Here is a 26150-nt window from a genome sequence, read left to right as displayed (position 1 = left end):
CGCGTCGCCCGGCATGAGCCCCCTACCGGTTGTGCACGCGGGACGGGAACTAACGCGCACTAGGTTGTAAATCCTATTGGCGGCGTCCTGTTGCGGGACGGACACGGACAGGAGCCGGTCGGAGGGTGTTAACTGCGCTTAACGCCCCGTTAACCGGCCCACGAACACGGTCGCAACCGGGCGAACCAGCCGATTCCCTTCCCAGCAGCGGACCGACCATGTCCTGGCCCGTGACGATCTTCCTGTGCCTGCCCTGCCTGCTCGGCGCCCTCACCCTGATGGGCGAGCGCGTCGTCGGGCGCCTGCCGCCGAGTCAGGACGACCTCTGGCGCCTGCCCCGCCCCTCGTCGCTGCGGGACTGAGCCCGCCCGCGGGCCGGATCGCGGGACCCGATCACCGGCTTCAGGCCTCCGGCGTCGCCGCGGCCGCCTCCCGGTCCGGGCTCGCGAAGGCGCGGGCCCAGACGGCGTGCGCGGCGCTGCCCGCCGCGTGGGGGTTGGCGCTCGCCGGGTCGCCCCGGTCGCGGGCGTGGCGGCCGGCCTCGGCGATGGCGGCCGGCGACGCGTCGGGCGGCAGCGCGCCGGGGGCCAGGGTGTCGGCGGCGGGGGCGTCGGGCGGCGAGTTCGGGGAACGGTCGGATGCGGACACGGGGCACCTCCTGGGGGGACCGCAGGAGATAGGGCGCCGGGGCCGCCCGTTCAGCCGTTGGGCCCGCGCCGCGCCCGCCGCTCGCGGAAGATCAGGGCCAGGTTGCGCAGGTAGATCCCGGTGGAGAGCCCCTGCCCGATGATGATCACCGGCTCGCGGCGCACGAAGCCGTAGACCAGGGTCATCAGGCCGCCGACGATCGACAGGAACCAGAACGAGAGCGGCATCACGCTCCGGCCCGCCCGCTCGCTCGCCAGCCATTGCAGGATGAAGCGCGAGCCGAACACCACCTGCGCCAGGATGCCGAACACGAGCCAGAAGTCGAACCGCGTCACGAACACGTCGTAGAAGTAGGCCGGCAGGTCGCTGGCGAGGTCCTGCGCGAGCTGGATCAGCATTCGGCGACCTCCGAGACCGCGGGCGTCGTCCGCTTGCGCCGGATCAGCCACCAGACCCCGGCGAGGTCGAGGAGGCCGACGAAGAGGCGGTCGAGCAGGCCGTAGTTGGAGCGGCCGGTGAGGCGGGGCCGGTCGACCACGTCGCGGTGCACGACCGCGAAGCCCTCCCGCGCCACGAGGGCCGGCATGAAGCGGTGGAGCGCGTCGAAGTAGGGCAGCCGCAGGTAGACGTGCCGGCGGAAGACCTTGAGGCCGCAGCCGGTGTCGCGGGTGGAATCCCTGAGGACCCGGCCCCGCACCCCGTTGGCGATGCGCGACTGCAGCATCTTGAAGCGCCCGTCCCGCCGCCCCGTGCGCTGCCCCTGGGCGAGGCCGGCGCCGGGGCCGGCCGCCTCCAGGGCCTCCACCAGCGCCGGGATGAAGGCCGGGTCGTTCTGGCCGTCGCCGTCGAGGGTGGCGATCAGGGGGCTCGTCGCCGCCGCGACGCCGCTGCGCACCGCCGCGCTCTGGCCGGCGCTGCCGGCGTGCCGCAGCACCCGGAGCCAGGGCCGCCCGACCCGGGCCGCGGCCAGCGCCGCCGGGGTCCCGTCGCCGGAGCCGTCGTCCACGTAGATCACCGCGAAGGGCCCGAGCCCCGCGCAGGCGCGCTCGATCTCGGCCAGCAGCGGGGCGATGTTGCCGGCCTCGTTCTTCACCGGCACCACCACGGTGAGGCGGGGCGTCTCGCTCATGCTGCCCTCATCGCGGCCGTCCTAGCCGACACCTTGGACCGTTCCTTGGCCGGCATCATGGCGGCGTCTCCGCCCCCGGCGCGGCCTCCGCGGGGGCGTAGGCCGTGATCGCGACGCGGCGGCCGCCGTTGAGGTTGAAGCCCTCGACGCGGCCGACGACCCGGGGGGCCGGGCCGGGCCCCGCGGTCGCGGCCATGGCCTGCGCGAAGGCCGCCGCGTCGCGGGCCTCGACGAAGAGGAGGCGGCAGCCCCCCGCCCGCAGGAAGGCCGCCGCCTCGCTGGCGGCCGCCGGCGTCGCGAGGTCGGTGCCGACCAGGAAGACGAGGCTCGGCTCGCGGTAGCCGAGGCTCGCGACCCGCGGCTCCGGGCAGCCGAGGCGCTCGCGGAGCGCCGCGAGCTGCGGCGAGACCTTGAGGCTCGGGATGTCCCGCTGCGCGAGGCCCAGCACCGCGGCCGAGGCGAGGCCCCCGGCGAGCACCGCCGCCGCGAGCGCCGCCTCCCCCGCCCCCCGCGCGAAGGCCCGCCAGGCCAGCACCGCGAGGGCGGTGGCGAGGGCGAGGCCCGCGAGGCCGAGGACCGGCACCGCGCGGTCCTGCTGCCAGGTGAAGGCGCAGAGCCCCGCCGCGAGGCCCGCCGGCACCAGGGGGACGAGGAGCGCCAGGACCTTCGAACTGCGGGCGCGCGCCCCGCGGGCCCGCGGGTCGAGGGCGCCGGCCCCGAGCGCCAGCACCGTGAGGATCGCCACGGCCGGCATCAGGGGCAGCACGTAGTGCGGCAGCTTCGTCGGCACCGCCTCGAACAGGAGCCAGGCCGGCACGATCCAGGCGAGGAGGAAGCCGGTGGCGTCGCTGCGCCGGCTCGCCCAGGCGAAGGGCAGGCTCAGGGCCGCGAAGGCGGCGCCCGGCCAGAAGGTGCCGAAGAAGGCGAGCGCGTAGGCGCCCGGCGGCCCCCAGTGCTTCTCCTTGGCGCCGCCGACCTTGGCGAGCATGTCGCCCCCCACCGCCTCGCCGTAGAAGGCGCCCTTCGTCTTCCAGGCGATGGCCAGGAACCAGGGCGCGACGACGAGGAGGGTGAGCGCGAGGCCGAGGCCGGGGCGCAGGGCGAGAAGCCAGCGGCCGGAGCGGGCCCGCACCGCGAGGACGAGGGCGCAGAGCCCGGCGAAGAGCGGCACCATCGGCCCCTTCACCAGGATGCCGAGCGCCATGCCGAGCCAGAAGACGAGCGGGACGGGCCGCGCCAGGGGCGCCCCCCGCCCCAGCCAGGCCCGGGCGAGACCCCCGAGCGCCGCGGTGGTGCAGGCGCAGAGGAGCGCGTCGGTCTTGGCGAGGTGGGCCTCGGCGGCGAGCATCAGGCAGGCGCCGAACAGCCCGGCGGCGAGGAGCGCCCCGCGGGGCGCCAGGAAGGCCAGCGCCGCCCAGTAGGCGAGGAGCACCGCGGCCGTCGCGCCGAGGAGCGAGGGCAGGCGGTAGAGGGCGATCATGGTGCGGGCGCCGGGGATGCCGAGGGCCTCCCCGAGGCGCACGGAGGCCGCCTGCGCCCAGTAGATCCCCACCGGCTTCTTGTGCCGCGCCTCCCCCTGGAAGCGGATGTCCACGAGATCGCCCGTCTCCAGCATCTGCTTCGAGGCCTGGGCGAAGCGGGGCTCGTCCCGGTCCATCGGCTGGAGGGCGGCGAGCCCCGGCAGGAAGCAGAGCAGGCAGAGCCCGAGGAGCAGGCCGCAGGCGCGGGCATGGCTCGCCGCCCCGAAGGCGAGGAGGCGGTCGGCCGCCCTCGCGAGCAGGCGGTCGGGGCGCGGGGCCGGCGCCGCGGACGGGGCATCCGCGTCCCGGCGGAAGGCGGTGACGCTCACGCGGGGTCCCCGCCTGCCCGTCCGGCGGTAGCAGCGCGGCTCGGGGCGGCGGCGGGAGGGGACGGGTTCGGGCGCATCGGAACCGGCAAGGGAGCCAGCGGGGGAACCCGACATGGGAACCGGCCGGCCGTGTCGGTGATCCGGTCCGGAAAGTCAAATGATGCGGGGCTCCGAACCCGGGTCGACGCCGGGCCCCTTCCGCCCCGATCCACCACCACCGTCATTCCGGGTCCGCGCAGCGGAGCCCGGAATCCAGAGCCGCCGACGCCCTCTCGTCCTGCCGCCTCGGCGGCTCTGGATCCCAGGCTCGCCTTCGGCGCCCTGGGATGACGGGGGTGGGGGCGGGGCGCGCTCAGCCGAGGTTGTTCTGCGTTGACCCGCGTTCGGCGCCCCGGGATGACCCGAGCCCCGCCGGGACGCCCGCCGTTTGCCCGCGCGGCGCCGCGCGATATCGTGGCGGCAGGGAGTCACGCCATGTCCACCGACAAGTCCACCGACACGTCCACCGCCAGCATCTACGACCGGGACCTCGACCGGAACCCGGCCAACCACCAGCCGCTCACGCCGCTCGCCTACCTCGACCGGGCGGCGCGGGTCTTCCCGGACCACGTGGCGGTGATCCACGGGCCCCTGCGGCGGAGCTACGCCGAGCTCGATGCGCGCTGCCGCCGCCTCGCCTCGGCGCTGGCGCGGCGGGGCATCGGGCGCGGCGACACCGTGGCGGTGCTGCTCGCCAACACGCCCGCCATGCTGGAGTGCCACTACGGCGTGCCGATGACGGGGGCGGTGCTCAACACCCTCAACACCCGCCTCGACGCGGCGGCGCTGGCCTTCTGCCTCGACCACGGCGAGGCCAAGGTGCTGATCACCGACCGGGAGTTCGCGCGGGCCGCCGGCCCGGCGCTGGCGCAGGCCGGGGTCAGCCCGCTCGTGATCGATTATGACGACCCCGAATACGACGGGCCCGGCGAGCGCCTCGGCAGCCTCGACTACGAGGCGCTCCTCGACGAGGGCGACCCCGGATACGACTGGGCGATGCCCGGCGACGAGTGGGACGCCATCACGCTCAACTACACCTCGGGCACCACCGGCGACCCGAAGGGCGTGGTCTACCACCACCGCGGCGCGGCGCTGCTCGCCCTCGGCAACGTGGTCACCTGCGGGCTCGGGCAGCACCCCGTCTATCTCTGGACGCTGCCGATGTTCCACTGCAACGGCTGGTGCTTCCCCTGGACGCTCTCGATCGTGGCCGGCACCCACGTCTGCCTGCGCCAGGTCCGGGCAGGCGCCATGTACGCCCTGATGGCGGAGCACGGCGTCACGCACCTGTGCGGCGCGCCGATCGTGATGTCGCTCCTCATCAACGCGCCCGAGGCCGAGCGCCGCCCCCTGCCCCGGCGCGTCGCCTTCTTCACGGCCGCCGCCCCGCCCCCCGAGGCGGTGCTGGCCGGGATGGGAGCCGCGGGCTTCGACGTGACCCACCTCTACGGGCTGACCGAGACCTACGGCCCCGCCGTGGTGAACGCCTGGCACGCCGACTGGGACGCCCTCGACCCGGAGGCGCAGGCGGCCAGGAAGGCCCGCCAGGGCGTGCGCTACCCCGTCCTCGAGGCCCTCGACGTGCGCGACCCCGAGACGATGGAATCCGTGCCCGCCGACGGCACCACCCTCGGCGAGGTGATGTTCCGCGGCAACGTGGTGATGCGCGGCTACCTGAAGAACCCGAAATCCACGCAGGCCGCCTTCGCGGGCGGCTGGTTCCACTCGGGCGACCTCGGGGTGAAGCACCCCGACGGCTACATCCAGCTCAAGGACCGCTCGAAGGACATCATCATCTCGGGGGGCGAGAACATCTCCTCGATCGAGGTGGAGGACGCCCTGTTCAAGCACCCGGCGGTGGCCGCCGCCGCGGTCGTCGCCAAGCCCGACGACAGGTGGGGCGAGACCCCCTGCGCCTTCGTGGAGCTGAAGGAGGCCGGCGCGGTCACGGCCGAGGACCTCATCGCCTGGTGCCGCGAGCGGCTCGCCCCCTACAAGCTGCCCCGCCACGTCGTGTTCGGCGAGCTGCCCAAGACCTCCACCGGCAAGGTCCAGAAGTACCTGCTGCGCGAGCGGGCGCGGGAGGCGTGAGGCGAGGCCCCGCCCCGCGGCGCTGCTTCGATCCGCCCGGGGCCCGCCGCGGAACCGCGCCGCGGGACGGCGCGCTGGTGTGCCTGGGGAGGCCGGCGGGCGCGTGAGCCCGGCCGGGACCGGGAGCATGACATGTGGATCCTCTACGCCGCCGTGCTGGTGGCCGGCATCGCCAATGCCATCCAGCCGGGGATGAACGGCACCCTCGCCAAGGCGCTGCCGCAACCCCTCACGGCGGGGCTCGCGGTGGGCTCGACGACGGCCGTCACGATCCTCACCGTCTGCCTCCTGACCGGGCGCCTCGCCTGGCCGAGCGGCGCGGAGCTCGCGCGGGTGCCCTGGTGGGCCTGGGGCGGGGGCGTCCTCGGCGGCGGCATCGTGGCGGCCCAGCTCCTCGTCGCCCGGCAGATCGGGGCCGCGCCGTTCCTCGGCATCCTCGTGACGGCGGGCGTCGTCACCTCGATCGTCCTCGACCATTTCGGCTGGGTCGGCTTCGAGGCCCACCCGGCGAGCCTCTGGCGCCTCCTCGGCGGCGCCCTGATGATCGCCGGCGTCGCCCTGGTGGCGCTGACCTGAGGCGCTCGCCCCGACTTTGTGTGAACTAATGGACCGTTCCCGGGGTTTCACGGGTCCGTGCGCGGAGCGCGACCCATGCCGCTGTTCTACTTCCACCTGAGATCCGGCCGCAGTCTCAACCTGGATGAGTTCGGGCTGGAGCTCGACGGGCTGGAAGCGGCCTACCTGGAGGCCTGCCGGGCGATCCCCGACATGGCGCGCGAGTGCGTCCAGGCGAACGCCCGGCGCCCCAGCGCCTTCGAGATCACCGATGCGGGCGGACGCCTGCTCATGGAGGTGCCGTTCTCGGAGATCCTCGACCGGCACCCGGCCCGGCCCGGCCCGCCGGCCCTGCAGCGCCGCGCGCAGGCCGAGGTGGCGCGCTCCCGGCGCCTGCGCGCGGCCCTCGACCTGCAGCTCGCGGCCCTGCAGGAGACGCTGCACACCACCAAGGCGCTGGTCGCCCGCGCCCAGGCGGCCTGCCTGCCGGCGGCGGCCCCGGCGGTGGTGCCGCCCCCGGGGCCCGCCCCTTGGCCGATCAGCGGGCCGATCAGCGGGCCGACCCGCGGGCCTACCAGCGGTAGCTGAGGCTCGCGATCACCCGCCGGGCATCCCCGTAGAAGCACGAGAAGGCCGACTGGCAGGAGGCCACGAAGCGCCGGTCGGCGAGGTTCGTGGCGTTCACGGCGATGCGCCAGTTCTCGAAGTTGTAGTGCACCTGCGCGTCGAACAGCACGTAGTCCGAGACCCGGAGCGTGTTGGCCACGTCCGCGTAGGAGCGCCCGACGTAGCGCACGCCCCCGCCGAAGCCGAAGCCGCGCAGTTCGCCCGCCGGGATCGTGTAGTCGAGGAACAGCGAGGTGAAGGTCTCGGGGATGTTGACCGGCGTGCGGCCCACCTGGTCCGGGCTGCCCTTGATGGTGGTGAGGTCGTAGCTCGTGAAGGCCGCGACCGCGTTGAGGCCGTCCGCGAGGCTCGCGGTGAGCTGCGCCTCGAAGCCGGTGGAGCGCACCTCGCCGATCTGGGCCTGGAACTGCGTGTTGGCCGGGTTCGCGGTGAGCACGTTGGAGCGGTGGATGTCGAAGCCCGCGAGCGTCAGGAAGTAGCCGGCGCCCGGCGGCTCGAACTTCACGCCGCCCTCGATCTGGTCGCCGGTCTCGGGCGCGAAGGTGCGGTTGTTGATGTCCGTGCCGATCAGCGGCTGGAACGAGGTCGAGTAGCTGACGTAGGGCGCGAGCCCGAAGTCGGTGTTGTAGATCAGCGCCGCCCGGTAGGTGAAGGCGTCGTCGCTGCGGCTGCTGTTGGTGGCGTTGAACAGGAGGTCGCGGACGCGGTTCTGGGCGAAGTCCTGCCGGCCGCCCAGCACGAGGGTCAGGCGGTCGGTGAGCTTGATCTGGTCCTGCACGTAGAGGCCGAGCTGCTGGAACGAGTCGGCGTTGACGAGGTAGGGCGCGGGCCGGCCGGTGGCGGGGCCGTAGACCGGGTTCAGGATGCTTATGTCGGGCACCGAGTAGCCGGCGGAGAAGTTCGTGCCCTGGTTGTCGTGGAGCTGGAAGTTCTTGTAGTCGAGGCCGAGGAGCAGGTCGTGGCGGAAGAACCCGTCCGAGAAGCGCGCCTCGGCCTGGTTGTCGACCTGGAACAGGCCGATCTTGCTCGAGGTCAGGAACTGGTAGCGGGCGAGCCGGGTCTGGGCGGCGTCGCTGTAGCCGAGCTGGCCGATGTCGGAGTTCTGGAAGCTCTCGCTGAAGGCGTAGCGGAGGTTCTGGCGCACCGTCCAGGTCTCGTTGATGGCGTGCTCGAACTCGTAGCCCACGAAGGCCTGGTCGCGCCGGTAGGTGTTGAAGCCGGCATCCCCCAGGTTGAGCGAGCGCGGGATGCGGAGCCCCGAGAGGTTCGGCCGCACGGTGCCGAGGTAGGGCAGGAAGTTCGCCGTCACCGCCGTGTTGTCGTGCTGGTAGCTCGACAGGAACGTGAAGGTGGTGGCGCCGTCCGGCTTGTAGGTGAAGCTCGGCGCGATGTAGACGCGGTCGTCCGGCGCCCCGTCGACCTGGGTGCCGCCCTGCCGGCCGAGGCCGGTCAGGCGGTAGTACCAGTGGCCCTCGGCGTCGGCCGGGCCGCCGATGTCGAAGGCGGCGTATTTCTGCCCGAAGGAGCCGCCGCCGACCTCGACGTACCTGAGCGGCTCGAAGGGCGGGCGCTTCGAGACCTGGTTGATGATGCCGCCGGGCGTGCCGGCGCCGAACAGCACGGCGGCCGGCCCGCGCAGCACCTCGATGCGCTCCATCCCGAAGGTTTCGACCTTGAAGGCGCCGAAGCCGTAGTTGAGGAGCTGCAGCCCGTCCCGGTAGAGGCCGTAATCGCTCGCCACGAAGCCGCGCAGCGTGAAGTAGTCGATCCGGGTGTCGGCCCCGAAGGTGCCCGAGTAGACGCCCGCCACGTACTGCGTGGCCTGGGTCAGGGTCTGGGCCTTCTGAGCGTCGATCTGCTCGCGGCCGACCACGCTGATCGATTGCGGCGTCTCGACGAGGGGGGTGTTGGTCTTGGTCGCGGTGGCCGAGCGGGTCGCCACGAAGCCCCGCACGGGGCCCGTGGGGCTCTCGACGAAGCGGGCCGGCGCCCCCGCCCCGGCGCTGCCGCCGGCCACGCCCGTGCCCCCGGAGGGCCCGGAGCCGGGGCTGCCCTGCCCCTCGACGCTGATCTCGTTGAGCTGCACCCGCGCCTGCTGCGCCTGCGCGCCGCCGGCGAGCGCCAGCGACAGGGCGGCCAGGGAGAAGCCCGCCGCGGCCCCCCGACCCGTGCTCTTCGCCGTCCCCTTCACCCCGAACCCCGACATGACCCTCGACCCCCGGATTCCCGCCCGTTCGCGGGTGCGGCCATCCGCACCGGACGCCACTTTGGAATTATGCTAAACTGATGTAATATTTGCGCTTTTCACGCTTTCTCTCGTCGGTAGGGCCGCCCGCGGCCCCGCGCAAGGCTCCGCTTGGGTCCGGAGGCGTGCGGACCGGCGGGTGTGGCGGCGCGGTCACGGGGCGGGCCCCCCTCCCCCGGCACCGTCGCCCGCCCGGGTGATTCCCGCGGCGGCCGGGGGGCACGCGCCCGCCGAGCCACGCGACGGTTCGCGTCGCCCGCCGGCCGTGGGGGCTAAGCTTGGCTGAAAGCTTCTTTTGATCAGAAATCGCCCAACGACGTGCAATATTGGCGTGTTATTTATTTCAAACGAGCATTCCTTGCTCTTGATTCGACTACTCAACCAGCGGTAACTTTCCGGTCGAAAGGAACGACCCGTGATTAGCACGCCGATCTTGCCGGACTCGAACGATCCGACCCGCCGACATGCGATGCGCCCGAACCCGTCCCACCGAAGCCCCGCGGGGGCCGGCGGGCCGGCCGCCCGACCGGGGCCGGCGCCGGACCAAGGCGCCGGTGAGGCCGCCGGTGAGGCCGCCGCGAGGGGCGGCGCGGATCCGGCCGAGAACCCCGCGCTGGTGTGGAACCTGCTGGCCGGCGCCCTGGCGGACGACCCGGACCTGCGCGACGCGGTGCTCGCCCGCTACGCCGCGGCCGAGCCCGCCTCGGACGACCCGTTCTTCGGCCTCCTGGGTCTCGCCCTGATCGCGGGCTCGGACGACCTGGTGGCCCGGATCTCCGCCGCCGCCGACCGCCTGGCGGCGCAGATCGCGGACGGGACAGGGATGGCGACCCGGAGCTCCTCCCGGGCCGCCTGAGGCCGGCCTCGCGGGACCCGGCCGGGGGGCGGGATCCTGCGAGGCCGGGGCGGGGGCCGGATCGCCCGGGCGTTTCGCCCGGGCGAGACCCGGCCGCCCCGCGCGGGGGGCGGCGCCCGGCCCGTCAGGGCCCGGCTCCGCGGACCTCCGTAGGAATTTCGGCCGGGATTTCGGCGCGCGCGCGGCGAGGTCGCGCTGGAACCGGTCGTCCGCGCAGCAGGGCCTCGGCGATGACCGCGGCGGCGATCCGCCCCGCCTCCCGGTCGGGCGGGAAGCGGGTACCGGCCTCGGGGCGGCGCCGGCCGTACCGGGCGGCGCGCGCGGTCCCCGGCGGTTGCCTTCGGGACCAAGACGCGATCGGCCCAACGGTGCGGCCGGCCGGCGTGAGCGGGCGGCGGCCGTCTCAGCTCGGCAAGAGCTCGGGTCGGCGAACAGGGTTCCGCCTGATAGGCTCGCGGCATGAAGCCCTCGCAGTCCCACCTGTGGCCGGGCGTGCCGCTGGCCCTCCTCTCCGCCCTGCTGTTCGGAGCCTCGGCCCCGTTCGCCAAGCTCCTCCTCGGCAGCGCTCCTCCGCAGCTCCTCGCCGGGCTCCTCTATCTCGGCGCGGGCCTCGGGCTGGCCGTGGTGCAGGGCGGCCGGGCGGCGCTCGGCATCCCGGCCCCGGAGGCCCCGCTGCGCCGCCACGACCTGCCCTGGCTGGCGGCCGTGGTGCTGTTCGGGGGTCTGGCCGGGCCTCTCCTGCTGATGCTCGGGCTGGCGCGCACCTCGGCCGCCTCCGGCTCCCTGCTGCTCAACCTCGAAGGCCTCGCGACCCTGCTCATCGCCTGGGTGGCGTTCCGGGAGAACGTCGATCGGCGGCTGATGCTGGGCGCGTTCGCCATCCTCGCGGGGGCGGTCGTGCTGTCGTGGCACGGCGAAGGTGTGCGCCTCGATCTCGGTACGGTCCTGATCGCCGCCGCCTGTCTCGCGTGGGGCATCGACAACAACCTGACGCGCAAGCTCTCCTCCGCCGACCCGGTGGCCACGGCCACCATCAAGGGGCTGGCGGCGGGCAGCGTGAACGTGGTGCTGGCGCTGCTGCTGGGCGCGGCCGTGCCGCCCCCGGTGACGATCGGAGCGGCGGCCGCGGTGGGCTTCCTCGGCGTCGGGGTGAGCCTCGTCCTCTTCATGCTGGCGCTGCGGCACCTCGGGGCCGCCCGCACCGGGGCCTACTTCTCCCTCGCGCCGTTCATCGGCGCGGTGATCGCCGTCGCGGTGCTGCGCGAGCCGGCGACCCTCGCGCTCGTCGTGGCCGGCCTGCTGATGGGCGCGGGCCTGTGGCTGCACCTCACGGAGCGACACGCGCACGAGCACGTCCACGAGGCGATGGAGCACGAGCACGTCCACGTCCACGACGAGCACCACCAGCATCACCACGACGGGCCGGTGACGGAGCCCCACGCGCACCCGCACCGGCACGCGCCGCTGCGGCACACCCATCCGCACTACCCCGACCTGCACCACCGGCACGGCCACGGCTAGACGACCGGCCGCCGCTTCCGGACGGCCGCGTCAGGTGGGTTTCGGCGCGCCGGCTTTCGGGCGTCGGATTCGGGAACGGCGGTTCGACGTTCGGCAGGATCCGGCCGGGGCTGCGTGGGGGCCGACCCTGAGTGGGGCCGAGGTCAGGGCCAGGGGATCTTCCATTGGGTCCGGGTCGCGGCCGCGCCGGCCGCGAACCCATGCTTGTAGCCGGCCTTGTAGATGCCGGCCAGGATCGCGGCGATGCAGGCCCCGACCACGAGCTGGTCGAGAAGCGACAGGGAGTCGAACCAGGCCCACAACAGCATGCCGCTACACCCCGAACCCTGTCTCGCCGCGACGCGTGAACCGGAGCGTCATCCGGTGGACGTCCTCTGCCCATGCCCGGGTCCGGCGCCGGCGGGCGACGATCGCCCGACCCGGCAACGCGCGGGGCTCCCGGTGGCCAGGGCGGTGACCGTCTCTCGACGCCGCGACCATACCGCGCCCGGCGCAGGACGGCCATCGTCTCCACCCTCGCGCCCCGGGCGGATCCCCGCTCAGGGGGCCCTGCGCGACGCGCCGCGGGATCGCGTCGCGGACGGGCCGGAATGGGTGCCCGGCCACACCCCTAAACCCGCCCTTAACCTTATTCGGTAACTTGTCGGAGCGTTCGTGGCATCGGGCGATCCGTCCCTGCCGCCGCGCAAGGATGGCAAACCATGCGGCTGATCGTCGGCGCACTGATCGTCTTCGCCTGCGTCTTTGGCAGCTACGCGGCGATGGGTGGCCACCTGGAAGTCCTCTGGCAGCCCTACGAGTTCGTCATCATCCTCGGTGCGGCGATCGGTGCCTTCGTCATCGGCAACACCGGGCCGGTGCTCAAGGCCGTGCCCGCCATGCTGGGCACCCTCGTGAAGGGCCCGAAATACAATCAGCAATCCTATGTCGAGCTGCTCGGCATGCAGTACTCCCTGTACAAGCTCGCGAAGCAGAAGGGTCTGATGGCCCTCGAACCGCACATCGAGGATCCGGGCGAGTCGACGCTGTTCAACGCCTTCCCGACCTTCGCGGCGAACCATCACGCGGTCGAGTTCGTCTGCGACTACATGCGCATGGTGACGCTGGGCGCCACCAACGTCCACGAGATCGACGCGCTCATGGACGAGGAGCTCGAGACGCACCACCAGGAGCAGGAGCGCATCGTCTCGGCCATGCAGTCGCTCGCCGACGGAACGCCGGCGCTCGGCATCGTCGCCGCCGTGCTCGGCGTGATCAAGACGATGGGGGCGATCAAGGAGCCGCCGGAGGTGCTCGGACACCTGATCGGCGGCGCGCTCGTGGGCACCTTCTTCGGCGTCTTCGTCGCCTACGGCTTCTTCGGGCCCATGGCGCAGTCGCTGAAGAGCCTCTTCGAGGCCGAATCCAAGTACTACCTGTCCCTGAAGGCGGGTCTCCTCGCCCACATCGCCGGCCAGCCGCCGGTGATGGCGGTGGAATTCGCCCGCAAGGCCCTGATGAGCGACGTCCGCCCGACCTTCAACGAAGTGGAAGCGGCGACCGCCGCCCTGCCCGCCTAGACCCGACCCAATCCCCAGCAGGGCTTCGCCGACGATGGCCATCCAGCCGATCATCATCAAGAAGGTCAAGAAGGCCGCGCACGCGCACCACGGCGGGGCCTGGAAGATCGCCTATGCGGACTTCGTGACCGCCATGATGGCGTTCTTCCTGCTGATGTGGCTGATCAGCATGACGACGCAGGAGCAGAAGATCGGCCTGGCGGAATACTTCGCGCCGGCTTCCCTGAGCCCGGCGACCAGCGGCTCCGGCGGGCTGCTGTACGGCACCGCCCTCGACACGGCAGGAAACAAGCCGACGACCCCCCGCGAGGCGGAGATGGGCGCGGCCGGGCAGGAGGGCGGAGCGCGCCCGGCCAACCCGGTCCGCGCCAGCGATCGCGAGGCCAGCCGCCCGCCCGCCGACTACAGCGCCGTGGCGAGCCTCCGGCAGGCGCTCCAGAAGATACCCGAGATTGCCGAGATGTCGCGCAACATCGTCATCGAGGTGACCAAGGAGGGCGTGAACGTCTCCCTCGTGGACGAGGACGGCCGCTCCATGTTCCGCGAGGGCTCCGTCGACCCCTACGAGCGCACCCGTCGCGTGCTGGAGGCGCTCGCGCCCACCCTGAGCCGGCTGCCCAATCGCCTCTCCATCACCGGCCACACGGCCGCCGCGCGCCCGGGCACGGCGCGGACCGCCGAACCCTGGAACCTCACCGCCGGGCGCGCCCTCGCCGTGCGCGAGATCCTGTCGGGCGCCGGGGTGCCCAACGACAACTTCGCGTCCGTGGTGGGACGCGCCGACACCGAGCCGGTCTTCCCCGACAATCCCTACATCGCGCCGAACCGCCGGGTGACGATCACGCTGCTCAACGCGAGCCCGCCGGTGCCCCCGAACCTCCTTCGCTGACGCCGCGACGCCCCACCACCGATCGAACGTGACATCCGCAGGAAGGCCCGTGACCGAATGGACCTGTCGCTCGCGTCCGCGTTCGGGCTCGGTGCCGTGATCTGCACGACGCTCGCCTACGTGCCTCAGGTGCTCAAGGCCTGGAGGACCCGTTCGACGGGCGATGTTTCGCTGGGCATGTTCCTGTTCATGGTCGTCGGCATGGCCTGCTGGCTCGTCTACGGCCTGCTGATCGGCGACCTTCCCCTGACGGTCGCCAACGCGATCACGCTCTCGCTCGCGAGCGTCATCCTCGTGCTGAAGCTCCGCCACGGCTAGGATCGGCGCTTCGTCCCTCGCAGGCATCGACCGATCGCCGGGGGATGTCGGTTTGGGGTGGGTTTCGGCTGGTCCGTTTCCGGACGGCAGTTGCACCCAAGCGGACGCAGCCACGGAGCCGCACACGACCCATCGAAAGCATCAGGACTTGAGTTCGATGGCCAGCATCTCACCACGAGCGCAGTCGACGCCCCCGGCCGAAAGCGAGAGCGACACCCGCGCCTTCCGACCGTCCAGAGACATGAGCGTGCCTGTGACGAGAAGTTCCTCACCGAGCGGCGTCGGCTTGAGAAAGTCCACCTGAAGGGACGCGGTTACGAACCGGATGGGTGGACCATCATCACCCATCACCCGCCCGCGATCACGGTGGGCGAATGCTGCCGCTGAAGCGGTCCCGTGGCAGTCGAGCAGCGAGGCGATCATCCCACCGTAGACGTTGGCCGGGACGCCCCCGGTGTAGACGTTGTCGGGGGTGAAACGGGCCTCAGTCCTGTCGTCCAGCAGGTAGCTTTTCAGATGATGGCCATGAGGATTTGCCGGACCGCAGCCGTAGCAGTGCGCGAAGGTCGGCGGGTAGTGGTCTTGGATCGCCTTCGTCATCGTCCTTCCTCCCCCGATGCCGCCGATGATGGCGCAGGCGGGAAGGTCTGCAAACTATCCCTGGCCGAAGTCGCTGGACATGTGCAGCACGACCGCTTTGGGGCAGCGTCCGCAGCGGTCCCGGCGGCCGTGTTGGGTCGAAGCCAGCCCCGCGCCGAGCCGACCGGGCCCTAGCCGGCCGGCGGGGCCGCCGAGCCGAAGCCCGGGTCCGCGAGCGCGGCGTCGAGCTGCGCGAACTGCTCGCTCCACCCGCTGGTGCTGCCCGAGGCCAGGGCGGCGTCGAGGGCCTCCTTGGAGGGATAGAGCTCGTGCACGACGACCTGCGTCGCGCCGTCCCGCTCCGCGAAGGTCACGGTGGTGACGGCTCCGTCCGCGCCGGCCTCGTCGTTGGTCCAGACGAGGCGGGTCGGCGGCGTCACCGCGAGGTAGCGCCCGAAGAACGCCAGGGGCTCGGCCGAGGACGGGTGGCCCATCACCAGGCGGTAGGTGCCGCCCGTGCGCATGTCGGCCTCGAAGGAGATCAGGGTGAGGCCGGAGGATTTCGGCACCCACCATTGCCGGAACAGCGCCGGGTCGGCCCAGGCCTGGAACACGAGGCGCGCGGGCCCCGCGACGGTCCGGGTCACGACGAGCTCCCGGTCCGAGACCCGCTCGACCGTCGTGCCGGCCATCGCGCCGGCCATCGTGCCGGTCTTGCCGGCCTTGCCGGCGGGGGGATCACTCGGTCTGCCTGCATCCATCGGACGTCTCCCTGGCCCTCAGTTCCGCGACAACCGCGTCCAGCCCCTCGAACCGCGCCTCCCAGAGCCGGCGGTAGGCCGCGATCCAGGCCGCCTCCTCGGCGAGCCGGTCGAGGCCGAGCGTGCAGGTCCGCACCCGCCCGAGCTTGCGCGTCGTCACGAGCCCCGCCTGCTCCAGGATGCCGACGTGCTTGCCCATGCCCGTGAGGGTCATGTGGAACGCCGCCGCGAGCTCCGTGATCGAGGCGTCCGCGTGCCCGAGGCGCTCCAGCACGCCCCGCCGTGTGGCGTCCGAGAGCGCCGCGAAGGCGGTGTCGAGGCGGGCCGTCGAAGACTGAACCATGCGGTTCAGTATCTACCCCGCCGACCGCCGCCGCGCAAGGGCGGAACCGGGCGACCGGCGCGGGCCCTGGGACGGTCCCGTCGCGCGGCGACCTACCTGATCGTGTCGGCTCCGACCTTGCAGACGACGGCGTCCTGATCGCCCGTGTCGCCGCTGCAGCCGATCGCGCCGATGAGCTTGCCGTCCTCGATCAGCGGGAAGCCGCCGGGCGAGGCGGCGAGAAGCGGGTCCAGCGTCGCGATGTAGGGATGGCCGGTCTCGAAGGCGTTGTAGAAGACGCGGCTCTCGCGGCGCCAGCGCGCCGAGGTGCGGGCCTTGTTCTGCGAGATCGTGACCGAGGCGAGCTGCGCGCCGTCCATGCGCACGAAGTGCAGGAGATCGCCGTTCGGGTCGACCACCGCGATGTTCATTTTCCAGTTGCGCTTCTTCGCCTCGGCTTCGGCCGCGGCCAGGACCGCCTTCGCGCGCTCGAGGGGAATGGGCGCGCCGTACGGGATGTCGAAGGGCATCTTCTCGGGGGTGCCCCCGGAGGAGGGCTGGGCCGCGGGGGCCGGGCCGCCGGCCGGAGCAGGCGGGGATGGCTGCGCGCCGACCGGGTGGATGGACGCGACAAGCAGGGCGGACGCGGCCGCACAGGTCAGGATGCGCATGGGATCCTCCCTCAGGCCGCGGCTTCATGAGCGAACCGGCTGACCTTCGCCTCGTGAAGCTATGGCAGCCTGTGGGCCGACGCCAGCGCCGCGGCGAACTTGCCGGCGCCGCGGCGAACTTGCCAGCGCCGCGGCGAACCTGCCGGCGCCGCGGCGAACTTGCCGGCGCCGCGCCGAGCACGACGGCATCGGGATGCCGGCAAGAATCCGCGATGCAGGCAAGAATCCGCGATGCCGGCAAGAATTCTGGCCGTCCCCGCGGACCGCGCGTGCGGTCCCTGCCCGGGTAGTTACAACCCTTGAATTCAATCAAAAGTTGAGTCACCTGCGTCCCTCAGATCCGTTCACGCAGCAAGGTAGCTTCATGGGTACCCCTCCGTGGTCCGTCATCCTGGACCCGCGTCGGCTCAGCGACCTGCGAGACCTGAAGATTCTCGATACTCAGCCGGAGCAGTCGTACGACGATCTCGCCGAACTCGCCCGCATGATCTGCGACACGCCGGTCGCCAACGTGACGCTGGTCGACACCGATCGGCAGTGGTTCAAATCCCGCATCGGAAGCGATGTCGAGCAAACGCCGGTCGAGCAATCCGTCTGCGCTCATGCGATCGCCGAGCCGCATCCCCTGATCATCAACGACCTGACCCGGGATCCCCGGACGAGCGACAATCCGCTGGTCACCGGTGAGGCATCGTTGCGGTTCTATGCCGGGGTTCCGCTTCACCTGGAGGCGAGCTTCGGGGTGGGAACCCTCTGCGTCCTCGATACGAAGCCTCACCACAAGGGGCTCACCGCCGCACAGGTCAAGGCTCTCGACGCCCTCGGGCGGCAAGCCACGATCCTCCTGCACATGCGACGGTTCCTGGCATCCCACGCGAACGCCGCCGACGGCCACTCGAACATGGACGAGGCGCTCCTCGCGATAGCCGAGAAACTCATGGATGCGTACAACATGAACAGGACATACGACGACCGGACCATCGAGAGACTGCTTTCGAGCAGTCTCCTGCACGTCGCCAAGCGCATAGCCGACGGCGAAAAGCGACCGAAGACCCACATCCACTGACGATCGCAGAATGCAGGACGCCGCGACAGTCCAACGAGCCTCCCGGCCACGCCGAGGCTGTGCCATCCTTTCAGCTGGAGCCCGCAGTGAACCCCCACGACGACAAACCAGCTCAGATCCTTCGGCAAATCGCCAGAGTCCTGGATACTGACGTCGCTGCTTTCTACGACCACCCCGGCAGGTCGAACCACGTCGCGGACAGGCTCGAGCTCCTGGAGGCTTTTCAATGCCTGGACCAGGCCGACGACCGCCGCACCTGTATCGCGTTCGTCAAATCCGTCGTGACCCGACGGCAGGCGCCGTAAGCCGGTGGGTCCGTGCGCGGGCCTGGCTCCTGCGCCCCGCACCGCGGGCCGACGCCCCGGAGCCGTGCCCGTCGCAGACGAGATCGAAGCTGCGCCCGCCGTCCCGGATGTCCCGCCGGCGCGGCGTGAACCGGTCGCCCCTCCTCGGCCGACGTCGGCTCTGTCCCTCGGCCAGATCTATCCCTCAGCCAGATCTATCCCTCGGCCAAGGCGTAGACCGCCTCGCCGAGACGGCGGAGGGGGCCGCCGGGGCCGGAGCGCTTCCAGAGGCGGGTGTTGAGGCCCGCCACCGGGTCCTGGCCCGGCAGGGTGAAGCCCCGGGCCGCCAGCGCCGCCAGGATCTCGCTCGCGTGCATCGGGGCGCCGGTCTCGGCCAGCACCTCCAGCGCCGCCGCGATCACCGCGCGGCCGTAGCGGCGGGCCGCCACCGGGTCCTCCTCGAAGGCCGCCGGCGGCACCGGCGGCCCGGCCGGGTTCGCGGGCGCGACGTCGGTGGGCACGAAATCCGTGGGCGGGGAGGCTGCGGCGGACGGCCCGGGCCAGGCGGCAGGCTGGGCCCCGGGCCGAGCCCCGGGCCAAGTCTCGGGCCGAGCCTCGGGTCCCTGGGCGCCGTCGCGCCGGGGCTCCGGCCGGTCGGCGGGCTCCGCGGCCGGCGGGGCTCCGGCGAGGCGGCGGCCGAGCTCGAGGTAGAGCAGGTGGTCGGCGATGGCGCGGTCGATGGCCTCGCGCTCGCGCCGGAGCGCGGCTAGCCGGCGCTCGATCTCGGCCTCGCTCGGTCCCATGCCGGCCCCGCTTCCGTCCATTCCCTATGCTGGGAATGGGTGTGTTCTATCGCGTCCGGAACATTCTGTCCATGGAACAGATGTCGTTCCGTCAACGGACAGTAGGGAATATTCCGTTGCGCCGCGCCGGACACGGGCCGGACACCGGGTGGATGCCCGCAGGACGGTGCGCCCTGTCCGACGGGCTCCGCGCAGACGGAATATCAGGGATCGCGCGCTGTTCCGTTTGCCGTTCCGTGGGCAGCCGTCAGGCCGCGGCGGGTGCCTTCCCGTCGCCTCGGCCTGCGGGTCCTTCATTGCCTCGGCCGGCGGGCTTGTCATCGCCTCGGCCGGCGGACCTTTCATCGCCTCGGCCGGCGGGCTTGCCGCCCCGGCGCGGCGGCACCAGCAGCGCGCCGGGATCGGCCGGGTGCAGGGTGAGGCCGTTGTCGTCGAGGGCGACCGGCAGGCGCGGAAACACCTCGGCGAGGTGGGCGAGGTCGGCCCGGAAGGCCTGGCGGAAGCTGCGGATGTTGGCGTTCTCGGCCCCGAACTGCGCGTGCAGGTTGTCCCAGGTGAGCCGCAGGGGCCGGGTGAGGGCGCGCAGCCGGTAGCCCACCCAGAACAGCAGGTCGAGCTTGCGCGCCGAGCCCGAGAAGGCCCGGGCCGCCCGGATGTCCACCGGCAGGGCGTGCCGGATCAGGTTGTCGTAGAAGTCCTGGTGGAACCGCACGGTGCGGGACCAGGCGGCGCCCTCCCCGCGCTCGCGCCACAGCTCCAGGCTGCGGAAGGGCGGCATGGTGAGCGTGGTGGCGCGGTCGCCCCCGTCCCAGAGGCCGATCTGCATCGTGCAGGCGGCGAGCCGGTTCAGCTGCTCCTTGAACTGGCGGATGGTGCCGCGCTCGCCCCCCGTCACCGCGAAGCCCATCTCGCGCATGAAGCCCGAGAGCGACTCCGCCACCGCGATCTCGGGGCTGCGCTGGCGCACCGCCTCGGTGCAGAGGTGCAGCAGCACGAGGCGCGCCTTGGGGCCGTAGGGCAGCCCCTGGGGCTCCATCTCGCCCGTCACCGGGCTCTTCAGGCGGCCGGCCACCAGGCTCAGGCTGTTGCGGCCGTACGCGCGGGAGAACTCCCGCAGGGCGCCGGGGTCGCGGTAGGGCAGGCCGCACAGCGCCAGCACCGAGTGGATGTGCTGCAGGTTCTCGGGGCCGGCGGGCTTCGTCTCGATCACCTCGCGCACCGCGTCGCGGCGGCGGGCGTCGCGCCCGAGGCCCGCCCGCTTCTCGGCGAGCGCCCCCCGGGCCGCGGCCTCCGCGTCCCGCGCCCGCTGCCGGTGCAGGATGTGCTCGACGATCTGCGCGAACAGGAAGCCGCCGCGCGCCGCCTCGACCTCCGCCAGGAGGTCGGCGTCCCGGATGGCGCTGAGCTTCTCCTCGATCCCCATGCGGTCCTCTTCGTGGCCCCCTTCGTGGTCCCCTTGGCGGTCCCCTTCGCCGACCCTCGCGCCGGTCCGCCCGGCCCGTCCTGCCCGGCCGGATGCAACGCCCCGTTGCGAGCCGAGGCCGGACCAGGCGCGGGCCAGCCTGAGCCTTGGCACGATTCGGGGGCGAGGAGTCCCGCCGCCCCGGCCGGGCCCGCGGTTTTCCCGGCAATCCCCGCAGTGCGGCGGGGCCCGGGACGGCCCCGGGAGGCCCCCAGGACGGGCAGAGGCGCCCCTGGGGGGCTTCGGGGGCCGGGAAGCTCCCTCGGGCCTCGGCAGCGCCCGGCGGGGCTCCAGAGCCGTCCTGGCGGCCTTCGGGGAGCCGGGCCGCCCGGGGAGGGCGGGGCCGGCGGATCGGCGCGGTCCCGCCCCCCGCAGAGTTCGATGCGGGGGCGCGGGCACCGGCCGGCGCCGCGCAGAGTTCGATACGCCCCCCGGCCCCGCACTTGTCCCCGTTCTCAACCGCCCTCCCCCGGAATCCGCGCAGACTCCCATGCGGTCCCGCGCAGAATCCGATGCCGCACCCGGGCGATTCCGCGCAGACTCCCATGCGGGCCCGCGCAGAGTTCGATGCGCCCCCGCGCAGAGTCCGATGCGCGAAGGCGCCCCAACCCCCTGCGGGACTTGAGCTTTCCGCCCTCCCCTATAACCTTCAGAACTGACTCTCTGAGAATCCTTCCTGATAGTTTTCCCAAGGCCGGGTTGGCTCGTTCGGTCTCGCGAACGACCGGCCACCCTCAGGTTTTCCAATGGGAATGAAGGGAATTCGGCGGGTTGTCCCCAAAACCCGCCCCCGATTCCAGGGTGCGCCGCGCCGCTCGCCGCTCTATGCCGGGACCCGCCGGCCCCGCCTCCCGGGGGCCCGATCCGGAGCCCCAGCGGATGACCGAGACCCCGATCGCGACGCTCCTGCGCCTGATGGCCAGCCTGCGCGACCCCGTCCGCGGCTGCCCCTGGGACCTGGAGCAGACCTTCGCGAGCATCGCGCCCTACACGCTGGAGGAGGCCTACGAGGTGGCCGATGCGATCGCCCGCGGCGACCTCGACGACCTGCGCGACGAGCTCGGCGACCTGCTGCTCCAGGTTGTGTTCCACGCCCGCATGGCGGAGGAGGCCGGCGCCTTCGCGTTCGACGACGTGGCCCGGGGTATCGTCGCCAAGCTGGTGCGGCGCCACCCCCACGTGTTCGACGCCGCGGGCGCGCTGCTGCCCGAGGGCGCCCGCCGCGACCCCGCCGAGGTCGAGCGGACCTGGGCGGCGATCAAGGCCGCGGAGCGCCGCGCCAAGGCGGAGGAAGCCATGGGCGCGGGCGCCGAAACGCAGGGGGCAGGGTCACAGGGGGCAGGGGCGGTCGTCGACCCCCTGGGCGGCGTCGCCCTGGCGCTGCCCGCCCTCACCCGGGCGGAGAAGATCTCGCGCCGCGCCGCCGCCTGCGGCTTCGACTGGCCGAACGCCGCCGAGGTCGTCGCCAAGGTGCGGGAGGAGACCGACGAGGTGGCGGAGGCCCTCGCCGCCGGGGTGCCGGCGGCCCTCGCGGAGGAGATCGGCGACCTGCTGTTCTCGGTGGCGAACCTCGCCCGCCACGCCGGCGTGGACCCGGAGGCGGCGCTGCGGGCCGGCACCGCCAAGTTCGAGCGCCGGTTCGGCGCCATGGCGGCCCGCCTCGCCGCGCAGGGGCCCGGCCTCGCGGGCAGCGACCTTTTCGCGATGGAGGCGGCCTGGGCCGCCGTGAAGCAGGGCGAGGCGGCCGGCCCGGACCCGGACGAGGCCTGAGCGCCGGCCCTACTCGTCCGGCGTCCCGGCGCCCGCGACCTTGCGGGCCTGGCCCCGGCCGGCCTGTCGCCCGGCGGCCTTCGCGGGCGCCGGCTTGTCGGCACCCGGCTTGGCCGGCGCAACCCTGGGGCGCAGGCGCTCCAGCACGTCCGCGATGGCGCGCTCGACATCGGCCTGCGCGGGCGGGGGCCCGGCATCCGGTGCGAGGTGCGGCTGAGATCGGCGCGGTGCGCGGCTCTTCGGCATGACCGGGAGCCTAGCAACATTTTCGCGAAACTGCGAAGTGGCCCCGCGAAAAAAGGTTAAACCGGCCCGGCGCAGGCTGCTGGCCTGATTTATCGCTGCCCGATCCGAGGAACAGCCGTACGCGGCGGCGTCGGTTCCTGTGACGTTCCGGCGGCGCCGGCGGCCTGATCGCATCGGCTGCACGGCATTATTGATTCAACGCTCGCGTGCGCTCTGTCCGCGCAGATTCCGAGCCTGTTCCGTAGGGGGCACCCTGCTCCCGACCCCCTCTGGCGGCCTCAGCCCCCTGCGCCCCAGCGGCCAGTCGACCAGGCCTCCGGCGTAGAGCGCCGCCCAGACCAGCACCGGCTGAAACGCCAGGCGCGGGCCGTGGTACCACCACGTGTCGGGCAGCCCCGGCACCGCGATCCCCGCGAAGGCATGCTTGAGGTTCGCCGGGTAGACGCAGACGGCGTAGAGGGCGAGGCCGACCCCCGCGGCGGCGCGGAGCCGCCGGGTGAGGAGGCCCAGCGCCCCGGCGATCTCGCACAGGCCCGTGAGCGCGATGACGAGGCGGGGCTCCGGCACGAAGTCCGGCATGATCGGCATCAGCTTGTCCGGCGCCGCGAGGTGGACGAGCCCGATGCCGCCGTAGAGGAGGGCGAGGCCCCGGCGGAGCCAGATCCGGTCGTCCCGCGCCCCGTCCCCGTCCCCCGCGCCCCTCACGCCACGGCCTCGGGCGCGATCCCGCAGGCGGCGGCGAGGTCGGCCCGCAGCGCCGAAGCGAGGCGCAGCACGGCCGGGTGGCGCTCGCTCGGGAAGGCCGCCTCCGCGATCGCCGTCACGGGGGCGAGGAGGCGCAGGGAATTGGTCACGAAGACCGCGTCCGCCCCGCCCAGGGCCTCGGGCGACAGGCTGGTCTCCTCCGGCGCGAGCCCGCAGCCCGGGGCGAGCGCGAGGATGCGGTCGCGGATGATGCCGGCCAGGACCCCGTCGGCCACGGGCGGCGTGACGAGGCGCTCCCCGAACACCCCGAACAGGTTCCCGGTGCCGGCGCAGGCCACCGCCCCGCGGGCGTTGCGGAACAGGGCCTCGTCCAGGCCGGCCTCGGCGGCCTCCCGCGCGGCCAGCACCGCGTCGAGGTAGCCGAGCGTCTTGAGGCGGGCGGCGGGCGACGTCTCGTTGCGGCGGATCGCGGTCGGCCACAGGCGCAGGGGCGCGAAGGCGAGGGCGGCCGCGGCCGGGGCGGCGCTCGCGAACAGGGCGGGCCGGGGCTCGGCCGGCGGCCGCAGCCCGCGGGGGCCGGCTCCCCGGGTGGCGGTCGTGCGGATCGCCAGGCGGGCGCCGGCGCCCCCCTCCCCCGCCAGGGCCCGCATCGCCGCCGTCACCGCCGCCGGGTCGAGGCCGAAGCCCAGCGCGGCGGCGCCCGCCACGAGCCGGTCGCGGTGCTGGGCCTCGTAGGCGACCCGGCCGTTCAGGGCGAGGCAGGTGTCGAACACCCCGTCGCCCAGCGTGAGGCCGCGGTCGGCGAGATCGAAGGGGGCGACCGTGCCGGCCTGGATCCGGCCGTCACGCCACAGCATCGGCCGGCGTCCGGTGATCGGCGCGCCAGGCGCGGGCCAGTCCCAGGAAGTTGTCGAACACCGCGTGGCCGTTCTCGGTCAGCACGGATTCCGGATGGAACTGCACGCCCCAGGTCGGATGGCGGCGATGGGAGAGGGCCATGATCTCGCCCTCGGGCGAGCGCGCGTCGACGGCGAGCTCGGCCTCCATCCCGGGCTGCGGCGCCACGATGAGGGAATGGTAGCGCCCGACCTGCATCGGGGCCGGAAGCCCCGCGAACAGGCCGCGACGCTCGTGGGAGACCGGCGTCGCCTGCCCGTGCAGCGGCCGGCGCGCCCGCTCGACCCGTCCGCCGAAGGCCTGCCCGATCGCCTGATGGCCGAGGCAGACGCCGAGGATCGGCACGCTGCCGGACAGTTCCCGGATCGCCGGCAGCGAGACCCCGGCCTCGGCGGGCGTGCAGGGCCCCGGCGAGATCACGACGGCGTCGGGGGCGAGCGCCCGGATGGCCGCCACGTCGGTCGCGTCGTTGCGGACAACGCGGACGCTCTCGCCCAATTCCTCCAGGTAGCGGACGACGTTGAAGACGAAGGAATCGTAGTTGTCGACGACGAGGATCATGGCGCGGGCTCGAAGGCCCGAGACCCGGGCGTCTGCCCGAACGCCTCGAAGACGCGGGCGGCCTTGGTGAGCGTCTCCTCGTATTCGGGGCCGGGCTCGGAGAGCAGCGTCACGCCGCCGCCCGCCTGCAGCACGGCGGTCCGGGCATCCATGAACACGGTGCGGATGGCGATCGAGGTGTCCAGCGAGCCGTCGAAGCCGATCCGGCCGATCGCCCCGCAATACAGCTCCCGCGCGTCGCCCTCGATCTCGGTGATGATGTCCATGGCCCTCAGCTTCGGCGCGCCCGTGATGGAGCCGCCCGGAAAGGTGCCGGCGATGAGGTCGAGGGCGTCCATGCCCGCCCGCAGGGTTCCGGTGACCACCGAGACGAGATGGTGGACCGAGGCGTAGGATTCCAGCCCGCAGAGGGTCGGCACCCGCACGCTGTGGGGCTCGCAGATCCGCGAGAGGTCGTTGCGCAGGAGATCCACGATCATGATGTTCTCGGCCCGCTCCTTCGGGTTCGCCTGGAGCGCCGCGCCGAGGGCCCGGTCGGCTTCCGGGTCGGCGACGCGGCGCACCGTGCCCTTGATCGGCCGGGTCTCGACGCTGCGGCCCTCGAGCTTCAGGAACCGCTCCGGGCTGCTGGAGGCGATCGTGAGGCCCTCGTGGGCCAGGTAGGCTCCGAAGGTCGCGGGGTTGGTTTCCCGCAGGGCGCGGTAGAGGGCGAAGGGATCGAAGCCCGGCGGCAGCGCCGCGGTGAAGCGCTGGGCGATGTTCGCCTGGTAGATGTCGCCGGCCCGGATGTAGGCGCGCACCCGCTCCACCGCCGCCTCGTAGGCGCTCCGGGAGAAGTTCGAGCGCCAGGCGAGCGCCGTCGGCACGGGGGGCTGCGGCCGGGTGACGATCGGGGCCGCGAGGCGCTCGGCGAAGGCCGAGAGCCGCGCCTCCGCGCGGGCCGCGCGGGCGCCGGGGTCCTGCTCGGGAAAGCCCGTGGCGACGAGCCGGCAGGTGCCCGCCTCGTGGTCGACGACGAGCGCCGTGTCGTGCAGGTCGAAGGCGATGTCCTCGGTCAGGCCGGCCCGGCGGGCGGGCGGGGTCACCCGCTCCAGGGACGCGCCGAGGTCGTAGGCGAAGTATCCGATGGCCCCGCCGGAAAAGCCCGTGGCGTCGGGCTCCGTCCGGTAGGGGGCGAGGCAGGCGCGAAGCGCCGCCAGGGGGGGCCCGGGGAGCGGCCGGCCGTCGAGGGTGGCCGGCTCGCCCCGCCGGTAGCGGAAGCGTCCGAACGGGTCGGCCGCCACGATCGAGCGGCGACCGAGGGTGTGGTGGTGCATCGCGCTGTCGAGGAAGGCGAGCCCGGGCAGGGCCGCAAGCCGGGCCGCCGCCTCGACGGGATCGATGTACGGGATCTCGCGGGTCCACATGGGCGGGTCGGGCTTCACGGTCTCGCGGCGCGGCGTCTCGGCCAACGAGTCGCACAGCCGCCGCCGCGGGAAAAGCCGCCTCGCCGCCGCGCGGCGCGGGCAGGGCCCGCGGGGCGCACATGTCTGCCGCGACCCTGCTCCCGCGACCCTGGCCCCCGCCACCCTGCCCCCGGGCGCGCCCGTGCCCCGCGCGCCGCGAGGCTCGCGCGCCGCGCCGGATGCGGCTATAAGGCCCGCCAACCCTCGATCCTCTCCCGGACCAGCTGCCCGGCGCCTTCCCAAGGCCCGGCC

28 protein-coding genes are annotated in these 26150 nt (G+C 73.2%); 11 read left to right on the top strand and 17 right to left on the bottom strand.

The genetic code is table 11. The annotated features are described in order from the left end of the window. The first annotated feature begins 218 nt into the window (after nucleotides 1–218). Entirely contained in the window at nucleotides 219–362 is a 144-nt protein-coding gene (locus tag ACLBXP_RS07250; RefSeq protein ID WP_447666917.1) for a hypothetical protein, read from the top strand. Nucleotides 363–402: 40 nt separating this feature from the next. Here ACLBXP_RS07250 and ACLBXP_RS07245 read toward each other — a convergent pair whose 3' ends face one another. The 4 genes from ACLBXP_RS07245 to ACLBXP_RS07230 are packed head-to-tail and all read right to left on the bottom strand — an operon-like array spanning nucleotide 403 to nucleotide 3557. Continuing rightward, nucleotides 403–648: a hypothetical protein gene (locus ACLBXP_RS07245; protein ID WP_447666916.1), complete on the bottom strand. Its 246-nt coding sequence runs from the start codon at nucleotides 646–648 to the stop codon at nucleotides 403–405. 50 nt (nucleotides 649–698) lie between these two features. Beyond that, nucleotides 699–1046, bottom strand: coding sequence for a lipid-A-disaccharide synthase N-terminal domain-containing protein (locus tag ACLBXP_RS07240; RefSeq protein WP_447666915.1), 348 nt, complete (start codon nucleotides 1044–1046; stop codon nucleotides 699–701). Beyond that, nucleotides 1040–1777, bottom strand: coding sequence for a glycosyltransferase family 2 protein (locus ACLBXP_RS07235; protein WP_447666914.1), 738 nt, complete (start codon nucleotides 1775–1777; stop codon nucleotides 1040–1042). The genes ACLBXP_RS07240 and ACLBXP_RS07235 overlap by 7 nt, the downstream gene beginning before the upstream one ends. Nucleotides 1778–1832: 55 nt before the next feature. Beyond that, nucleotides 1833–3557: an ArnT family glycosyltransferase gene (locus ACLBXP_RS07230; protein WP_447667113.1), complete on the bottom strand. Its 1725-nt coding sequence runs from the start codon at nucleotides 3555–3557 to the stop codon at nucleotides 1833–1835. Nucleotides 3558–4100: 543 nt separating this feature from the next. On the opposite strand from ACLBXP_RS07230, the gene ACLBXP_RS07225 reads away from it, so the two are divergent. The 3 genes from ACLBXP_RS07225 (at nucleotide 4101) to ACLBXP_RS07215 (ending at nucleotide 6899) form a co-directional block, all read left to right on the top strand. Then, nucleotides 4101–5756 carry an acyl-CoA synthetase gene (locus tag ACLBXP_RS07225; protein ID WP_447666913.1) on the top strand — a complete coding sequence of 552 codons (1656 nt, stop codon included), beginning with the start codon at nucleotides 4101–4103 and terminating at the stop codon, nucleotides 5754–5756. A 132-nt stretch (nucleotides 5757–5888) separates the two neighbouring features. Next, nucleotides 5889–6332: a DMT family transporter gene (locus tag ACLBXP_RS07220; protein WP_447666912.1), complete on the top strand. Its 444-nt coding sequence runs from the start codon at nucleotides 5889–5891 to the stop codon at nucleotides 6330–6332. A 75-nt stretch (nucleotides 6333–6407) separates the two neighbouring features. Next, nucleotides 6408–6899, top strand: a complete 492-nt coding sequence (locus ACLBXP_RS07215; RefSeq protein WP_447666911.1) for a DUF6894 family protein — start codon at nucleotides 6408–6410, stop codon at nucleotides 6897–6899. On the opposite strand, the gene ACLBXP_RS07210 is transcribed toward ACLBXP_RS07215, so the two are convergent. Continuing rightward, on the bottom strand, nucleotides 6883–9144 hold the full coding sequence (locus ACLBXP_RS07210) for a TonB-dependent siderophore receptor (protein ID WP_447666910.1): 2262 nt from the start codon (nucleotides 9142–9144) through the stop codon (nucleotides 6883–6885). The genes ACLBXP_RS07215 and ACLBXP_RS07210 overlap by 17 nt on opposite strands. A gap of 655 nt (nucleotides 9145–9799) precedes the next feature. Here ACLBXP_RS07210 and ACLBXP_RS07205 point away from each other — a divergent pair. Beyond that, on the top strand, nucleotides 9800–10039 hold the full coding sequence (locus ACLBXP_RS07205) for a hypothetical protein (RefSeq protein WP_447666909.1): 240 nt from the start codon (nucleotides 9800–9802) through the stop codon (nucleotides 10037–10039). A gap of 459 nt (nucleotides 10040–10498) precedes the next feature. Further along, nucleotides 10499–11560, top strand: a complete 1062-nt coding sequence (locus ACLBXP_RS07200) for a DMT family transporter (protein WP_447666908.1) — start codon at nucleotides 10499–10501, stop codon at nucleotides 11558–11560. A gap of 143 nt (nucleotides 11561–11703) precedes the next feature. On the opposite strand, the gene ACLBXP_RS07195 is transcribed toward ACLBXP_RS07200, so the two are convergent. Then, complete coding sequence (locus tag ACLBXP_RS07195) at nucleotides 11704–11868, bottom strand: hypothetical protein (protein WP_447666907.1); 165 nt, start codon at nucleotides 11866–11868, stop codon at nucleotides 11704–11706. A gap of 393 nt (nucleotides 11869–12261) precedes the next feature. On the opposite strand from ACLBXP_RS07195, the gene motA reads away from it, so the two are divergent. The 3 genes from motA to ACLBXP_RS07180 are packed head-to-tail and all read left to right on the top strand — an operon-like array spanning nucleotide 12262 to nucleotide 14326. Next, nucleotides 12262–13119, top strand: coding sequence for a flagellar motor stator protein MotA (motA, locus tag ACLBXP_RS07190; protein ID WP_447666906.1), 858 nt, complete (start codon nucleotides 12262–12264; stop codon nucleotides 13117–13119). Between the two features lie 40 nt (nucleotides 13120–13159). Next, on the top strand, nucleotides 13160–14008 hold the full coding sequence (locus ACLBXP_RS07185) for a flagellar motor protein MotB (RefSeq protein WP_447667112.1): 849 nt from the start codon (nucleotides 13160–13162) through the stop codon (nucleotides 14006–14008). A gap of 57 nt (nucleotides 14009–14065) precedes the next feature. Further along, nucleotides 14066–14326 carry a SemiSWEET transporter gene (locus tag ACLBXP_RS07180; RefSeq protein WP_447666905.1) on the top strand — a complete coding sequence of 87 codons (261 nt, stop codon included), beginning with the start codon at nucleotides 14066–14068 and terminating at the stop codon, nucleotides 14324–14326. A gap of 141 nt (nucleotides 14327–14467) precedes the next feature. On the opposite strand, the gene ACLBXP_RS07175 is transcribed toward ACLBXP_RS07180, so the two are convergent. The 4 genes from ACLBXP_RS07175 to ACLBXP_RS07160 all read right to left on the bottom strand — a co-directional run bounded on the left by ACLBXP_RS07175 (nucleotide 14468) and on the right by ACLBXP_RS07160 (nucleotide 16659). After that, a complete protein-coding gene (locus tag ACLBXP_RS07175) occupies nucleotides 14468–14926 on the bottom strand; it encodes a PaaI family thioesterase (protein WP_447666904.1) in 459 nt (152 codons plus the stop codon). Nucleotides 14927–15096: 170 nt separating this feature from the next. After that, nucleotides 15097–15609 carry an SRPBCC domain-containing protein gene (locus ACLBXP_RS07170; protein WP_447667111.1) on the bottom strand — a complete coding sequence of 171 codons (513 nt, stop codon included), beginning with the start codon at nucleotides 15607–15609 and terminating at the stop codon, nucleotides 15097–15099. Nucleotides 15610–15643: 34 nt separating this feature from the next. Next, nucleotides 15644–16009, bottom strand: coding sequence for an ArsR/SmtB family transcription factor (locus ACLBXP_RS07165; RefSeq protein WP_447666903.1), 366 nt, complete (start codon nucleotides 16007–16009; stop codon nucleotides 15644–15646). A 92-nt stretch (nucleotides 16010–16101) separates the two neighbouring features. After that, nucleotides 16102–16659 (bottom strand): GlcG/HbpS family heme-binding protein, encoded by a 558-nt coding sequence (locus ACLBXP_RS07160; protein WP_447666902.1) that lies wholly within the window; start codon nucleotides 16657–16659, stop codon nucleotides 16102–16104. Nucleotides 16660–17023: 364 nt separating this feature from the next. On the opposite strand from ACLBXP_RS07160, the gene ACLBXP_RS07155 reads away from it, so the two are divergent. Further along, nucleotides 17024–17725, top strand: coding sequence for a GAF domain-containing protein (locus ACLBXP_RS07155; RefSeq protein ID WP_447666901.1), 702 nt, complete (start codon nucleotides 17024–17026; stop codon nucleotides 17723–17725). 499 nt (nucleotides 17726–18224) lie between these two features. Here ACLBXP_RS07155 and ACLBXP_RS07150 read toward each other — a convergent pair whose 3' ends face one another. Beyond that, on the bottom strand, nucleotides 18225–18812 hold the full coding sequence (locus ACLBXP_RS07150) for a winged helix-turn-helix domain-containing protein (RefSeq protein WP_447666900.1): 588 nt from the start codon (nucleotides 18810–18812) through the stop codon (nucleotides 18225–18227). Between the two features lie 247 nt (nucleotides 18813–19059). Then, complete coding sequence (locus tag ACLBXP_RS07145) at nucleotides 19060–20235, bottom strand: replication protein RepA (RefSeq protein WP_447666899.1); 1176 nt, start codon at nucleotides 20233–20235, stop codon at nucleotides 19060–19062. A gap of 918 nt (nucleotides 20236–21153) precedes the next feature. Between ACLBXP_RS07145 and mazG the strand changes: the two genes are divergently transcribed. Next, a complete protein-coding gene (gene mazG / locus ACLBXP_RS07140; protein WP_447666898.1) occupies nucleotides 21154–22044 on the top strand; it encodes a nucleoside triphosphate pyrophosphohydrolase in 891 nt (296 codons plus the stop codon). Between the two features lie 9 nt (nucleotides 22045–22053). Here mazG and ACLBXP_RS07135 read toward each other — a convergent pair whose 3' ends face one another. From ACLBXP_RS07135 to pabB, 5 genes are all read right to left on the bottom strand, one after another. Beyond that, a complete protein-coding gene (locus ACLBXP_RS07135; protein ID WP_447666897.1) occupies nucleotides 22054–22290 on the bottom strand; it encodes a hypothetical protein in 237 nt (78 codons plus the stop codon). A gap of 195 nt (nucleotides 22291–22485) precedes the next feature. Next, on the bottom strand, nucleotides 22486–22995 hold the full coding sequence (locus tag ACLBXP_RS07130) for a DoxX family protein (RefSeq protein ID WP_447666896.1): 510 nt from the start codon (nucleotides 22993–22995) through the stop codon (nucleotides 22486–22488). Continuing rightward, entirely contained in the window at nucleotides 22992–23852 is an 861-nt protein-coding gene (locus tag ACLBXP_RS07125; protein ID WP_447666895.1) for an aminotransferase class IV, read from the bottom strand. Before ACLBXP_RS07125 ends, ACLBXP_RS07130 begins: the two co-directional genes overlap by 4 nt. Next, nucleotides 23839–24453 (bottom strand): anthranilate synthase component II, encoded by a 615-nt coding sequence (locus ACLBXP_RS07120; RefSeq protein WP_447666894.1) that lies wholly within the window; start codon nucleotides 24451–24453, stop codon nucleotides 23839–23841. The genes ACLBXP_RS07125 and ACLBXP_RS07120 overlap by 14 nt, the downstream gene beginning before the upstream one ends. Next, on the bottom strand, nucleotides 24450–25859 hold the full coding sequence (pabB, locus tag ACLBXP_RS07115; protein ID WP_447667110.1) for an aminodeoxychorismate synthase component I: 1410 nt from the start codon (nucleotides 25857–25859) through the stop codon (nucleotides 24450–24452). Before pabB ends, ACLBXP_RS07120 begins: the two co-directional genes overlap by 4 nt. Between the last annotated feature and the right edge of the window lie 291 nt (nucleotides 25860–26150).

This window comes from Methylobacterium sp. A54F (assembly GCF_053346035.1).
The sequence above is the reverse complement of the archived record's forward strand: the minus strand, read 5'-3'. Positions and strand labels throughout refer to the sequence as shown.

Bases quoted from the DNA above. Each gene is read 5' to 3' on its own strand.
- ACLBXP_RS07250 (WP_447666917.1), top strand. From the start codon at position 219: ATGTCCTGGCCCGTGACGATCTTCCTGTGCCTGCCCTGCCTGCTCGGC.
- ACLBXP_RS07240 (WP_447666915.1), bottom strand. From the start codon at position 1,046: ATGCTGATCCAGCTCGCGCAGGACCTCGCCAGCGACCTGCCGGCCTAC.
- ACLBXP_RS07235 (WP_447666914.1), bottom strand. From the start codon at position 1,777: ATGAGCGAGACGCCCCGCCTCACCGTGGTGGTGCCGGTGAAGAACGAG.
- ACLBXP_RS07225 (WP_447666913.1), top strand. From the start codon at position 4,101: ATGTCCACCGACAAGTCCACCGACACGTCCACCGCCAGCATCTACGAC.
- ACLBXP_RS07220 (WP_447666912.1), top strand. From the start codon at position 5,889: ATGTGGATCCTCTACGCCGCCGTGCTGGTGGCCGGCATCGCCAATGCC.
- ACLBXP_RS07215 (WP_447666911.1), top strand. From the start codon at position 6,408: ATGCCGCTGTTCTACTTCCACCTGAGATCCGGCCGCAGTCTCAACCTG.
- ACLBXP_RS07210 (WP_447666910.1), bottom strand. From the start codon at position 9,144: ATGTCGGGGTTCGGGGTGAAGGGGACGGCGAAGAGCACGGGTCGGGGG.
- ACLBXP_RS07200 (WP_447666908.1), top strand. From the start codon at position 10,499: ATGAAGCCCTCGCAGTCCCACCTGTGGCCGGGCGTGCCGCTGGCCCTC.
- ACLBXP_RS07195 (WP_447666907.1), bottom strand. From the start codon at position 11,868: ATGCTGTTGTGGGCCTGGTTCGACTCCCTGTCGCTTCTCGACCAGCTC.
- motA (WP_447666906.1), top strand. From the start codon at position 12,262: ATGCGGCTGATCGTCGGCGCACTGATCGTCTTCGCCTGCGTCTTTGGC.
- ACLBXP_RS07180 (WP_447666905.1), top strand. From the start codon at position 14,066: ATGGACCTGTCGCTCGCGTCCGCGTTCGGGCTCGGTGCCGTGATCTGC.
- ACLBXP_RS07175 (WP_447666904.1), bottom strand. From the start codon at position 14,926: ATGACGAAGGCGATCCAAGACCACTACCCGCCGACCTTCGCGCACTGC.
- ACLBXP_RS07170 (WP_447667111.1), bottom strand. From the start codon at position 15,609: ATGGCCGGCGCGATGGCCGGCACGACGGTCGAGCGGGTCTCGGACCGG.
- ACLBXP_RS07165 (WP_447666903.1), bottom strand. From the start codon at position 16,009: ATGGTTCAGTCTTCGACGGCCCGCCTCGACACCGCCTTCGCGGCGCTC.
- ACLBXP_RS07160 (WP_447666902.1), bottom strand. From the start codon at position 16,659: ATGCGCATCCTGACCTGTGCGGCCGCGTCCGCCCTGCTTGTCGCGTCC.
- ACLBXP_RS07155 (WP_447666901.1), top strand. From the start codon at position 17,024: ATGGGTACCCCTCCGTGGTCCGTCATCCTGGACCCGCGTCGGCTCAGC.
- ACLBXP_RS07150 (WP_447666900.1), bottom strand. From the start codon at position 18,812: ATGGGACCGAGCGAGGCCGAGATCGAGCGCCGGCTAGCCGCGCTCCGG.
- ACLBXP_RS07145 (WP_447666899.1), bottom strand. From the start codon at position 20,235: ATGGGGATCGAGGAGAAGCTCAGCGCCATCCGGGACGCCGACCTCCTG.
- mazG (WP_447666898.1), top strand. From the start codon at position 21,154: ATGACCGAGACCCCGATCGCGACGCTCCTGCGCCTGATGGCCAGCCTG.
- ACLBXP_RS07135 (WP_447666897.1), bottom strand. From the start codon at position 22,290: ATGCCGAAGAGCCGCGCACCGCGCCGATCTCAGCCGCACCTCGCACCG.
- ACLBXP_RS07125 (WP_447666895.1), bottom strand. From the start codon at position 23,852: ATGCTGTGGCGTGACGGCCGGATCCAGGCCGGCACGGTCGCCCCCTTC.
- ACLBXP_RS07120 (WP_447666894.1), bottom strand. From the start codon at position 24,453: ATGATCCTCGTCGTCGACAACTACGATTCCTTCGTCTTCAACGTCGTC.
- pabB (WP_447667110.1), bottom strand. From the start codon at position 25,859: ATGTGGACCCGCGAGATCCCGTACATCGATCCCGTCGAGGCGGCGGCC.